The organism is Pseudomonas sp. BNK-15 (genome assembly GCF_047456105.1).
GTDB lineage: Bacteria > Pseudomonadota > Gammaproteobacteria > Pseudomonadales > Pseudomonadaceae > Aquipseudomonas > Aquipseudomonas putida_E.
Window position 1 is genome coordinate 3,116,807 of sequence record NZ_CP179898.1, and the last position, 12,043, is coordinate 3,128,849.

Here is a 12,043-nt window from a genome sequence, read left to right on the forward strand (position 1 = left end):
CCCCGCTTTCGCTTGTAGCTTGCCGCTTAGTCGGCGAGTTTGTAAGCGATGATGTAATCGCCCATTTTGGTGCCCAGCGAACCGTGGCCGCCGGCGACGATCAGCACGTACTGCTTGCCGTCCTTGCCGGTGTAGGTCATCGGCGTGGCTTGGCCGCCCGCTGGCAGGCGGGCTTTCCACAGCTCCTTGCCATTGTTCACGTCATAAGCACGCAGGTACTGGTCCAGAGTGCCGCTGAGGAAGCCGACACCACCGGCAGTGACGATCGAGCCGCCCATGCTCGGCACGCCTACCGGCATGCCGATCGGTATCGGCGTGCTGTCACGGGTGGTGCCGTTCTTGCGCTTCCACACCACTTTGTTGGTGAACAGGTCGATGGCCGCCACGTAACCCCAGGCCGGTGCCTGGCACGGCACGCCCAGCGGCGACATGAACGGGTGCATGATCACGGCGTAAGGCGCGCCGGTGTTGGGCTGCACGCCGCTGGTTTCGCTTTCGCGCTTGCTGCCGGCGGCAACCTGTTCGCGCGGCACCATCTTCGACACGAAGGCCATGTAGTTGGGCGAGGTGAACAGCAGTTGGCGCACCGGGTCGACCGAGACGCCGCCCCAGTTGAACACACCCACGTTGCCTGGGTAGACCAGCGAGCCTTGCTCGGACGGCGGGGTGTACTGGCCCTCATAGCGCAGTTCGCGGAACTGGATGCGGCACAGCATCTGGTCGAACGGTGTGGCACCCCACATGGCCTGTTCGGTCAGGTCCGGGCCGAGCAGATTGAGGTCGGAGCGGGCCTGGGTCGGTGCAGTGTGGTCACCCTTGACCGCACCTTGCGGTACCGGGATCTCGCGGATCGGCACGATGGGGGTACCGTCGCGGCGGTCGAGCACGTACAGGCTGCCCTGCTTGGTCGGTACGATGATCGCAGGCTTGACGCCTTCCTTGGTCTTCAGATGAACCAGGGTGGGCTGGCTGCCAACGTCCATGTCCCACAGGTCGTGGTGGGTGAACTGGTAGTTCCAGCGCGCCTTGCCGGTAGCAAGGTCCAGGGCGACCACGCCTGCGCTGTACTTCTCCGCACCCGGGGTACGGTTGGCGCCATACTGGTCGGGTGTCTGGTTGCCCAGCGGCAGGTAGACCATGCCCAGGTCTTCATCGACGCTGGCCAGCGACCACATGTTGGCCGAGTTGCGGCTGTAGGTCTTGCCCGGGGCCAGTGGCTGGGTGTCTTCAGGGTTGTTGCTGTCCCAGTTCCAGACCAGGCGGCCATCGTGCACGTCATAGGCGCGGATCACGCCGGAAGGCTCGTTGGTCGACTCGTTGTCGGTGACATGGCCGCCGATGATGACCAGGCTGCGGGTGACCGCCACCGGCGAGGTGGAGTAATAACCGCCGGCGGTGAACGGGCCGATACCGGTGGTCAGGTCGATCGCGCCCTGGTTGGCGAAGCCTTCGCAGACCTTGCCGTTGTCGGCATTGATGGCGATCAGGCGGGCGTCGGCAGTCGGCAGGTAGAGGCGGCGCGGGCAGGCTTGGGCCACGGCTTGGCCTGCGTCGGAGACTTTCGGTGCCGGGCTGCCGTCGCGGCTGACGTAGTTGTTCTCGTCATAGTACGAAACGCCGCGGCAGGTCATGTGGGCGAAGCCCTTGAACGTACCCACCGGGGTCTTGATCTGCGGGTCGTAGCGCCAGATCTCGGCACCGGTGTCCGGGTCCAGGGCCAGCACCTTGCTGTGGGCGGTGCAGGCATAGAGCATGCCGTTGGCCTTCAGCGGGGTGTTTTCGTTGGTCAACTCGACCGGGTCGTTGTCCGTTGGCAGGTCACCGGTGCGGATGCGCCAGGCTTCTTCCAGGCGGTAGGCATTCTGCGGGGTGATCTGGCGCAGCGGCGAATAACGGTCACCATGCTCGGTGCGGCCATAGGCTTGCCAGTCGCCGTCGGGCATGGCCGGTGCAGCACTGCCCATTTCGCTGTTGTCGCGGCCCAGTTCGCCAAACACTTCGCCCGGGTGGGTGAACTGGCTGCCCAGCGCGCAAGCGCCAGAGGCGATCACGGCAATGCTGAGCAGGGCGGTATTGGCCTTGTTGCCCGGGCCGGTCAGCGGGCGGCGTGCCCAAGGCAGCAGCAGCACAACGCCGATGGCGAACCAGATGGCCAGGCGTGGTACCAGTTGCCACCAGTCCAGGCCCACTTCCAGCAGTGCCCATGCCGTGCTGCCCAGCAGCACCAGGCCGTACAGGCCCAGGGCAAGTCGGCGCTGAGCCAGCAGCAGTGCGCCCGAAACGGCAAAGCCGATACCGGCGATCAGGTAATACAGCGACCCGCCGAGCTGGCTGAGCTTGATGCCGCCCGCCAGCAAGGCCAGGCCCATCAATAGCAGCAGTACGCCCATCAGGCGCGGTAGCCAGCGGCTTCCATTCTTGGCACCGTCAGTGCTCATCGTATGTTCTCCGTTAGGTGAAGGGTTGTCAGAAAGTGCTTTGGATCTTCAGGCCGCCGATCAGGGCGTCGTCCACCTGCGACACCCCGCCCGGATGGCGGATGTACTGCAGGTTCGGGCGCACCGTGAGCCAGTCGGCCAGGTGAATGCCGTAATAGAGTTCAGCGCTGTACTCGGTGTCCTGCACGGGCAGGAAACCCGGATTGTCGTAGTCGTCGAGGCCGGCCGCCTGGTTGGCCAGGCGGGCGTTCTTGCGGTAGGCGGGGTTGACGTGCACGCGGGCGAGGGCGAAACCGATGTCGTCCTTGGCGCGGGCATCGAAGGGGCCCTTGTATACCAGTCCTGCCTGCACATAGTTGTCGATGGCATTGGTCTTCTTGTCGTGCATTGTGGCGTTGGCGAACAGGCTCAGGCCGCGCGACTGGTCAGTGGCCAGCGAGGTAACCTGCTGCTGGGCGCCGATCCACAGGCCGTGCTTGCTCGAACTGCTACGGTAGGTGGCGCCACTGATGGCGGCCGGCTGGCCGTTGCTGTCCTTCAGAACATCCTGTGCCTTGGCATTACTGTAGTAGTACCCGGCGCGATATTCCCCTTTCAGGCCATTGACCCGCGGGCTCCACACCAGTTCGATCGGCATTACCGCACCCTGGGTACCGCTGCCGCTGAGTTTGAAACCGTTGCCGGATTCGAGGTTGGAGGGGTTCTGCTCGAACACCCCGACCTGAGCATAGAGGGCGTCGTTTATGTTGTAGCGCACACGTAGCGCCCACTGGCTGACCGGCCAGTTGTACCAGATGCCCCCGACCCAGTTGCCCACCTGCGAGCCGCAGAAGGCCAGGTTCTGGAAGTCGCAGGGGAAACTGTTGAAGTCCTCGCCTTCACCGAAGCGGCCGAATTTCACGTCCAGGGCGCCATCGAAGTATTTCTGCCTGATCCACATCTGGGTCAGCCGCCAGGTTTCACCTCGGCCCCAGACTTCCTGGGCCGAAGTGAAGCCGCCGACCCGCGGGTCGTTGATGCGGTCGTTGCTGATGTTGTCCCCGTGGCGTTCGGTGATGGTCAGCTGCAGTTCGGTGTCTTGCCAGCCCAGGATCTTTTCCAGGTCCAGGTGGCTGCCAAAGGTGAACTGGTCGCTGTAACGCGCGGTGCGGTCGTGGTCGTAACCGCCGTGTAGGTTGCTGCCCATCTCGCCGGTGTAGCCAAGGGTGAAGTCGTAGCCTTTTTCCAGCAGCTCGCTGCGGGTGCCGCCCCAGTCACCAAGCATCCACGGTGAGTCGCTGGCGAACATTTCACTGGCGCTGGTGGTGGACGAAAAACAGGCGGCCAAGGCAATCAGGGCGGTGCCGGTGTAGCGAATGTTGGGCAGTAAGAACATGAGATAGCGCTATCTTTTGATTGTCGAAAAAACGGCAAACGCACCGATGAGCGAGCTCTTCGATGGAAATGGCGACAGGAAAGGTGAGTGAAGCGATTCAGCTTGCGGCGGGGAGGATATAGGGGAAGTTGTAAGAAAAAAAGACAAATTGTCGCAGTTGATTGTTACGCCCACGGTAACAGTGCGGGAATGGGGCGCACAGCGCCCCTTGAAGATCAGAAGGTCGTGCGCAGGCCTACTTCCACACTACGCCCCGGCGCCGGTGCGATATCGCGCAGAATCGAGCTGGCGTAACGCACGGTCTGATCCGTCAGGTTCTCACCGCGCACGAACGCCAGCCACTGGCTCTGGCCGATATCGAAGCGATAACCCACACTCGCTCCCAGGGTGGTGTAACCATCGGTGCTGGTCTCATTCGCCGGCTTGCGATGCTGCGACGCGGCATGCTGCACATCAACGCGTGCCTGCCAACGGTCCAGCTCCCAGACCAGTCCGCTGTTCAGCCGCAAAGGCGCAATGCGCGGCAGCGGCTCGCCACTGTCGAGGTTCTTGGCCCGGGTGTAGTCGCCCGAAAGCTCGAGGGCGAAACTGCCGTAGCGGTTCTCGACCAACTGCCAGCGATCCTGGGCCTCGATGCCGTAGAAACGCGCCCGCACGCCCTGGTACTGGTACTCAGGGAACCCGCCGTCGTCGTGATCGTGATCGTGGCCATGATCATCGTCGCCATGGTCGTGGTCATGGCCCTCTCGCATGTTGCCCGTGCCGATCAGGCCGATGTAGTTGCGAAAATGGCTGTAGAACACCCCGACGCTGCCCTTGTGGGTGCCATTGTCGAAGCGCAGGGCCAGGTCGGCGGAGATGGCTTTTTCCTTGTTCAGGCTGGCATCACCGACTTCATAAGCCCCGGTGGCGACGTGGGCGCCGTTGGCGTACAGCTCGTAGAAGGTCGGGGCACGTTCGGTGTAACCGACGTTGGCAGCGAGCGCCCAGACCGGGTCGAGTTGGTACACCGCCCCCGAAGACAGGCTCAAGGCATTGAAGCTGCTGGCGCTGTCGGCATCGACGAAGTTTTCGTTGCCTTTGGCATCCGGGTCGACGCGGGTGTGTTCCAGGCGCGCACCCAGGCTCAGGTCGAGGCGCTCGGTGGCCTGCCATTGCTCAAGCATGAACAACGCCAGGCTATCGGTATCGGTGTGCGGCACGAAGGCTTCTTCACCCAGTGCCGAGAATTCATTGCGGCTGACCTGGGCGCCGATCACGCCTTCCAGCGGGCCGATTGGTTGGTGCCTGGCCTCGATACGCGCCTCATAGCCCTTGTTCTTGAAGGTGGTGTGCACTTCGCCTTCTTCGATTTCGCTGTGCTGGTAATCGGTGTAACCGGCATCGACCTTGACCGAGCTGAAGGGACCCTCGAGGTCACGCAGTTCGGAGGCGAAGCCGTAGTGATCCTGCTTCATGTCCAGGCGCACGCCGGACTCGGCCACCGAGCCGTAGTTACTGTCGTAGCGGCTGTAGGACAGGCCCGCATAGCCGTGATCCCAGTGGTAGGACCCGCCCACTGCGCCGCCATCCTGGCGTCCGTCGCTGTTTTCCAGGCGGTGCTTGCTGCCGGGCTCATCAGCGTCGCGCACCTTCGAGCTGCGGGCGTAGCCTGGGATGCGCAGGTCGTTGAACTGGCGGCTGTTGGCATCCAGGTGCAGGGCGAAGGTGCCGTCACCGGCTTCCAGCTTGCCGGCACTGCTGCGCGTGGTATCGGCACCGCCGTAACGCAGTTCGCCGGCACCGTGAATGCCCTCGATGGGCGCGTCGGGGATGCGGTTGTCGAAGGTATTGACCACCCCGCCGATGGCGTTGCCGCCGTAGAGCAAGGCGGCGGGGCCACGGACGATTTCGACGCGCTCGACGGTGACCGGGTCCAGTGGCACGGCATGGTCGTAAGACAGCGCCGAGGCGTCGAGGGCGCCGACGCCGTTACGCAGGATGCGGATACGGTCACCGTCCAGGCCGCGAATCACCGGGCGGCTGGCGCCTGGGCCAAACCAGGTGGAGGCGACACCGGGCTGTTTGTTGAGGGTTTCGCCCAGGCTGCCGTGCTGTTGCTGCAGCAGGTCGTCGCCTTCGAGCACGGTGCTGGGGGCAGCCAGCTCGCGGTTGCCCAGTGGGTTGGCGGTGATGACCTGGGGTTCGAGTTCCACGGCCTGGCTGGGTGATGAAGCGAGCCAGAGGGCGACGGCGAGGGGAGAGAGGCGTAGGGGAGAGTACAACATGGAAAGTGACGGTCCTTGGCAGAGTCTTTTATATTGTTACTGTATAACATCACTATTTCAGCACAGAGGTTTCAGCGTTTGCCAGCGGTTTTTGTATTGACGGTGCCGCGCCCCCTTCATCACTACACTCGTGTAATGTGCGCATCTTTTTATCCGCGGGAGTACTGGCATGAGCACGGCCAACCACAACGCGCTGCACGGCAAGACCCTCGAGCAGATCCTCACCGAGCTGGTGGCGCACTACCAATGGCAGGGCCTGGCCGAGCGCGTGGATGTGCGCTGCTTCAAGAGCAACCCGACCATCAAGTCGAGCCTGACCTTCCTGCGCAAGACGCCCTGGGCCCGGGAAAAAGTCGAGCAGCTCTACGTGAAACTGCAGCGCAACGCCTGAGATGCCGCGTCATCCCTGGCTGACCCTGGCTGCAGTGCTTGGCTGGCTGGGCCTGGCTGTGCAGGTGTACCTGGTGCTGCTGGCGCGCTGGCAGGAAGCGGCGAGCCTGATCGGCGGGCTGATCAATGTGTTCGGCTATTTCACGGTGTTGACCAATACCTTGGTGGCGACGGTGCTCAGCTATGCGGCGTTCGGCAGGGAATCAGGCGCCAAGCGCTTCTTCCTGTCGCCCTCGGTAAGTTCCGCCGTGGCCGCCAGCATCGTGCTGGTGGCGCTGGCCTACAGCGTGTTGCTGCGGCATCTGTGGCAACCCGAGGGGTGGCAATGGCTGGCGGACGAACTGCTGCACGACGTGATGCCGGCACTGTACATTGCGTACTGGTGGTTCGCCGTGCCCAAGGGGCATTTGCGGCTCTGGCACCTGGGGCCGTGGGCGCTGTACCCGGCGGTGTATTTCGGCTACGCACTGTGGCGGGGGAGTGAGATCGGGGTCTACCCGTATCCGTTCATCGACGTTGCAAGCCTTGGCTACGGGCAGGTCATGCTCAATGCCTTGGGCGTACTGGCGGGGTTCTGGGCAATTGCGCTGGTACTGCTTGGGCTCGATCGCTGGCGCGGGCGGCGGCTTGCTCGGCCTGTGCAGGCCCCTTCGCGGGTGAAACCGCGAAAGGACCGGGCCTGACGACGCACATCACTCGTCGTCCGCTGTCCCTTCTGCCCGCCAGTAGGCAGCCGCTTTGAGGGCATCTTCCGGCGCACCTTTCTCCAGCAGCAGCGCCTTGGCCTGCCGGGTCAGCGATTTCTCCAGTGCCACCCAGCTGTACAGCTTGCCCTCAGGCAAGTTCAACCCCTGCACCAGCGCCAGTAAATCCTCATCCCGCTTCACCCAGATGACTTCCACTTCAGCCTTGCTCGGCAGAGGTTGGCGCTCCTGCTCATCCTCGATCTGGATGACCGCCAGCACCCGCCGGCCTGCTGGCAGTTCTTCAAGGCGTCGCCCGATGGCCGGAATGGCTGTTTCGTCACCAATGAGCAGGTAGCTGTCGAAGATATCCGGGACCACCATCGAAGCCCGTGGCCCGGCAATGTTCAGCGTCTGCCCCGGTGCAGCCTGTGCAGCCCAGGTTGATGCAGGGCCATCGCCATGCAGGACGAAATCGATGTCCAGTTCATGATTGACCAGGTCGATGCGCCGCGGCGTGTATTCGCGCATGGTAGGCCGCGCGCCGCCGTCGCGGCCCATATTGCGGGCGTCGATGGCCTGTTGTTGTTCGGCTGTTTCGGCGAACAGCAGCTTGATGTGGTCGTCACTGCCCAGGCTGGTGAAGCCTTCCAGCTCGGCGCCTTTGAGGGTGATGCGGCGCATGCGTGGGGTGAGGTCGGTAACCCGCAGTACCTGCAGGCGGCGCTGGCGGATTTCGTGATTGACGCGGTGGATGGTGTCACTCATGGAGGTTCTCCGTGGCAGGGGCGGCCGGCCCGGCGGCGATGGCCTTGGCAGTGTCGTTGAGCAGGGTGCGGACCCGTTCGATTTCTTCCGCTGTCCAGCGGCCGCTGTGCATGTGCAGGGCATGGCGCAGGTTGCCGACCGCTTCGTGAATTTCTGGCGGGCGGTCGTGGCCACGCAGGGCGCGCTTGCTGACTTCAATGCGCATGCGCACGCCGTCCAGGGCCACGGCTTGATCAGCCAGGGCGGTGCGGCCGGCCTGGGTAATGGCGTAGAGCCGTTTGCTGCCTTGCACCTGGCCGCTGATCAGCTCTGCTTCCTCGAGAAAGTTGAGGGTGGGGTAGATAACCCCGGGGCTGGGCGTGTAGCTGCCATCGAACAAGTTCTCGATCTGGCGGATCAGGTCATAGCCGTGGCCAGGTTGCTCGGCCAGCAGCGACAGCATCAACAGCTTGAGGTCGCCGGGGGCGAATACCCTTGGACCGCGTTCACCCCGGCCGGGGCGGCGTTCGAAGGGGTCGTGGGCGGAATGTTCACGCATGGCAGCGAGGCTCCGTGTGTTTAGATATATCGCAAGATATTACTCAAGATATATCTAAACACAAGCGGTCAAATGCCGATGGTTATCATTTAAATTTTAGATGGGTCACTCGCAAGCATCGCAACCTGCGGCGGTTTGCACGCGTTCGGATTGCCAGGCTCAAGGTACGGCATGAGGATGGGCGCCATCCCCTTGAGCACCTGCACAGGCAGCGCCGAGGTGAACTTGAACGCCTCCGCAGAGCGCCCTGGCACGAAGGCGGTCAGCGTGCCGAAGTGGTTGTCGCCGAGGAAAAACACGAAGGTGGCGGTGCGGTTCAGCGAACGCGAGCCGATCAACCGGCCCCCGGCGCCGAAGCTTTCGATGCGGTTGTCGCCTGTACCGGTCTTGCCGCCCATCACCAGCGGGGTGCCGTCCTGCAGCTTGAAGCTGCCGGAAATACGCCGCGCCGTACCTGCGTCGACCACTTGCGACATGGCGCCTTTGAGTGCCCGGGCCACTTCCACCGGGAGAATTCGCTGGCCACGGTCGGGGTCGCTGTTCAGCCTGGTTTCGTAGGGCGTATCGGCGGCGAAGTGCAGCGTATCGATGCGCAGTGTGGGCAGGCGCACACCGTCGTTCTGAATGATGCCGACCAGCTCGGACAGAGCCGCAGGACGGTCGCCGGAGCTGCCGATGGCGGTGGCCAGTGACGGCACCAGGTGATCGAAGGGGTAACCCACGCTCTTCCAGCGCTGGTGAATATCGAGGAAGGCTTCGATTTCCACCATGGTGCGGATACGGCTGTCCCGGGCACCCTGGTGGCGGCTCTTGAACAGCCAGCCATAGACTTCCTGACGCTCGAAGCGGCTGGCGTTGACCATCTCGGTCAGCGAGGCGCTCGGGTTCCTCAGCAGGTAGCCGAGCAGCCACAGGTCCAGCGGGTGAACCTTGGCGATGTAGCCTTGGTCAGGCAGGTCATATTTGCCGGGGCCGTAGGCCTCGTACATCTCTGCCAGACGGCCATCGGTGAGCCTGTTCAGGGCGACCTTGTTTTCCTTGATATGCGCGCGAACAAATGCATTGAAGGTTTCCTGGCCAGCCGCCGGGAACAGATAGCGGTGTACTGCGGCCAGGCGCTGCGGCGTGACGCGCATGCTGTCGAGGAACGTATCCAGGCGTTGCTGGGAGGTTTTGCGCTGGTACTTCCTCCAGAAGCGCATCAGGTAGCTGGTGCCTTCCTTGTCGGCAAAGCGTGCCAGGTATTCCTGGCGGCGCGGGTCCGAATCGTCCTTGAGCAGCGGCACGCGGTTGAATGGCTGCTGGTAGGTCACGTAGCGCACCAGGTCGCGCATCAGGCGAATGAAGGGCAGGTTGATCGACTCGCGCAGGGCTTCTTTGAGGGTCGGGTTGCGCCTGTTGTCCTCCTTGCGGAAGTTGTTGAACACGTGCATGCCGCCGCCGGTGAAGAACGCTTCGCCGGTGTTGGCCGAGTACTTGCGCTCCAGGGCTGCGTCGAGCATGGCATCCAGGCTCTGGTTCTTGCTGTTCAGCGCCAGCCATTCCAGTGACCATTGGGTGATGCGATCGAGCTCGGCGACCTCGACCTTCTTCAGCTCGGCGGCGGGCATGCCAGCGTACTTGTCGTGCAGTTCGGCGATGATCTGCAGATAGGTGGTGAGCACCCGCAGCTTGGCCGTCGAGCCCAGTTCAAGCTTGCTGCCTTCGTTGATGTCGAAGGGCTGGTCGGTGCTGTCAGTCTGTACCCGCACCCGTGAGCCATCGACGGTGCGTTCGAACAAGGTGAAGCTGTAGCGCACTTGGTCGGTGGTCTTGCTGGTCAGCAGGCGCTCACCGATCAGGCCGATCTGCGCAGCGAATTCAGGGTCGGAGAGGTTCTTCAGGTACTGGCTGACCTGAAGCTGAAGGTCGGCCTGCAAGGTGCTCGTTGCCGAGAGGTCAAGGCGGTCCAGGTCATACAGCGGGCGGTTGAGCATGCCTGACAGGCGGTTGCGAGCCAGGCTGATGCCTTTGTTGGTGATGATCGGAACGATGGTCGGCTGTGCCACCCAGTCGCGGTACAGCGCCTTGCTGGCCAACGCTGCGTCGGCCAGGGCGCGCTCGATGATGCCGTTGGCAGCGAGCACGCGGATGTGCGAATCAGTGAGTTCGGCCAGTTCGACGCGGCCCTTGGTCAGGTAATGCGAGGGGCGGCGCTGGGCGATCATCAACGACAGCACCTGACGCAATGCCAAGCCACGTGCGGCCATGCTTTCGGGGTCTGTCGCGGTCGAGGTGAGGGCCTGGTTGACCTGGTCGAAATCGGCGCCGTACCACACACGCAGGCCTTCGGCCATGCCATGCACTTCACCATGGCCGGGCACCGCCGACAGCGGCACGCTGTTGAGGTAGTCGCGCACGATGCGCTGGCGTGCCTCGGTGGTATCAGGCCCGCCCTGGTAGGCGCGCACGCTGGCGGAAATCATCTGGCGGATCTTCTCGGCACCGGAGACCGTCAGGCCGTCCGGTGAATGGCGGTATTTTTCCAGCTGCGTGGCCAGCGTGCTGCCACCGGCGGACTGGCCGGGCAAGGCCAGGTATTTGGCCACCTGGCTGTAGGCGGCCTTGGCGAAGCGCGGCCAGTCGACTGCCGGGTTGTTTTTCGGGTCCTTGGGGTCCAGCAGGTCGCGGTTTTCGATGAACAGCAGGCTGTTGACCATCACCGGTGGGATTGCGGCGAAGTTCGGATACAGGTATTGCGGGTAGTTGTACTGGTACAGCGTGTCGCCGCGGCAATCGATGATCGACAATCCGGCCTGGATTTTCTCGATGTAGGGCGCGAACAGGCCGTGGTCCACGTAGTTCATCAAGGCAGGCGAAAACCGTACCTGCTCGCTGATCAGGTAGTCGCGCTTGAGCAGGCGCGGCAGGAACTCGCCCAGCGCGCTATAGCCCAGACGTTTGTCGAACGGCCCCTCGCCGGGGTAGACGATGGCGTCACTGGGCCCCGGCTGCAGTGAATAGGTAAGGGTGCTGGCCAGCTTGCTGAACTCGCGGGACTGCAGGTCGGACGTACGGAACTCGTCATAGGCGGCAAAGCCGATGGCGGTGATCGCCACCAGCAGGATCAGCAGGATCAGCCGCCACCAAAGCCGACGCTGACGTGGGGACTTTGGCTGCGGCGTGTCGGCCAGAGGTGTTTCGGGTGCTTCCGTTCTGGATGGTTCCGATTGCCACAGTGCGCCCATAGTCTTCAATCCGGCCAGGTATTTTCGTCTTGCTTGTCTGAAGCTTAGACGTTGAAGGCAGTAGGTGAAAAATTTGTAGAAAGTGCAGAAACCCCATGTGGGATATGCGCCTTTGGTGTGGGTTTCTTCTTACAACCAAGTTGCTAGGGTAGTGGGGGTGAGCCAGGAGGCAGCGGTAGGTCTGCGGGTTTCTCTCCAAATTTTGAGTTATTTATAGTGAAAAGCCCTACAGCGAGCTTCCTATACTGCTCGGCCCCTTCGCCCTGCCGGGCCGCTCTACACCGGCACACGGGCCGGCCCACAAGGCCAGCCTGGCAAGCCAACGCCACGCCTATCGGCATGGCCGGCGCTGCACGA

Annotated in this window: 8 protein-coding genes; 2 read left to right on the forward strand and 6 right to left on the reverse strand. The window is 63.1% G+C overall.

Annotated features, from left to right (window positions below; all coding sequences use genetic code 11):
- Positions 1-26: 26 nt before the first annotated feature.
- From ACMGF5_RS14245 to ACMGF5_RS14255, 3 genes are all read right to left on the reverse strand, one after another.
- Complete coding sequence (locus ACMGF5_RS14245; protein ID WP_115273701.1) at positions 27-2,438, reverse strand: glucose/quinate/shikimate family membrane-bound PQQ-dependent dehydrogenase; 2,412 nt, start codon at positions 2,436-2,438, stop codon at positions 27-29.
- A gap of 28 nt (positions 2,439-2,466) precedes the next feature.
- Positions 2,467-3,813: a carbohydrate porin gene (locus ACMGF5_RS14250; RefSeq protein ID WP_119688354.1), complete on the reverse strand. Its 1,347-nt coding sequence runs from the start codon at positions 3,811-3,813 to the stop codon at positions 2,467-2,469.
- Between the two features lie 215 nt (positions 3,814-4,028).
- Entirely contained in the window at positions 4,029-6,080 is a 2,052-nt protein-coding gene (locus tag ACMGF5_RS14255) for a TonB-dependent receptor (RefSeq protein ID WP_414156889.1), read from the reverse strand.
- Between the two features lie 169 nt (positions 6,081-6,249).
- Between ACMGF5_RS14255 and ACMGF5_RS14260 the strand changes: the two genes are divergently transcribed.
- Together ACMGF5_RS14260 and ACMGF5_RS14265 are read left to right on the forward strand one after the other, a co-directional pair.
- On the forward strand, positions 6,250-6,471 hold the full coding sequence (locus ACMGF5_RS14260; RefSeq protein WP_046787783.1) for a VF530 family DNA-binding protein: 222 nt from the start codon (positions 6,250-6,252) through the stop codon (positions 6,469-6,471).
- Position 6,472: 1 nt separating this feature from the next.
- Entirely contained in the window at positions 6,473-7,153 is a 681-nt protein-coding gene (locus tag ACMGF5_RS14265) for a Pr6Pr family membrane protein (protein ID WP_115273704.1), read from the forward strand.
- A 9-nt stretch (positions 7,154-7,162) separates the two neighbouring features.
- Here ACMGF5_RS14265 and ACMGF5_RS14270 read toward each other — a convergent pair whose 3' ends face one another.
- The 3 genes from ACMGF5_RS14270 to ACMGF5_RS14280 all read right to left on the reverse strand — a co-directional run bounded on the left by ACMGF5_RS14270 (position 7,163) and on the right by ACMGF5_RS14280 (position 11,686).
- Entirely contained in the window at positions 7,163-7,921 is a 759-nt protein-coding gene (locus ACMGF5_RS14270) for a siderophore-interacting protein (RefSeq protein ID WP_115273705.1), read from the reverse strand.
- Positions 7,914-8,459, reverse strand: coding sequence for a PadR family transcriptional regulator (locus tag ACMGF5_RS14275; protein ID WP_039603315.1), 546 nt, complete (start codon positions 8,457-8,459; stop codon positions 7,914-7,916). Before ACMGF5_RS14275 ends, ACMGF5_RS14270 begins: the two co-directional genes overlap by 8 nt.
- A gap of 89 nt (positions 8,460-8,548) precedes the next feature.
- The gene (locus ACMGF5_RS14280) at positions 8,549-11,686 is read right to left on the reverse strand and encodes a transglycosylase domain-containing protein (protein WP_346640828.1); all 3,138 of its coding nucleotides are present in this window, start codon (positions 11,684-11,686) and stop codon (positions 8,549-8,551) included.
- Positions 11,687-12,043 lie beyond the last annotated feature (357 nt).

Excerpts from the sequence above, each read along its gene's own strand:
- ACMGF5_RS14270 (WP_115273705.1), bottom strand. The coding sequence starts at position 7,921 with ATGAGTGACACCATCCACCGCGTCAATCACGAAATCCGCCAGCGCCGC.
- ACMGF5_RS14280 (WP_346640828.1), bottom strand. The coding sequence starts at position 11,686 with ATGGGCGCACTGTGGCAATCGGAACCATCCAGAACGGAAGCACCCGAA.
- ACMGF5_RS14255 (WP_414156889.1), bottom strand. The coding sequence starts at position 6,080 with ATGTTGTACTCTCCCCTACGCCTCTCTCCCCTCGCCGTCGCCCTCTGG.
- ACMGF5_RS14275 (WP_039603315.1), bottom strand. The coding sequence starts at position 8,459 with ATGCGTGAACATTCCGCCCACGACCCCTTCGAACGCCGCCCCGGCCGG.
- ACMGF5_RS14245 (WP_115273701.1), bottom strand. The coding sequence starts at position 2,438 with ATGAGCACTGACGGTGCCAAGAATGGAAGCCGCTGGCTACCGCGCCTG.
- ACMGF5_RS14250 (WP_119688354.1), bottom strand. The coding sequence starts at position 3,813 with ATGTTCTTACTGCCCAACATTCGCTACACCGGCACCGCCCTGATTGCC.
- ACMGF5_RS14260 (WP_046787783.1), top strand. The coding sequence starts at position 6,250 with ATGAGCACGGCCAACCACAACGCGCTGCACGGCAAGACCCTCGAGCAG.
- ACMGF5_RS14265 (WP_115273704.1), top strand. The coding sequence starts at position 6,473 with ATGCCGCGTCATCCCTGGCTGACCCTGGCTGCAGTGCTTGGCTGGCTG.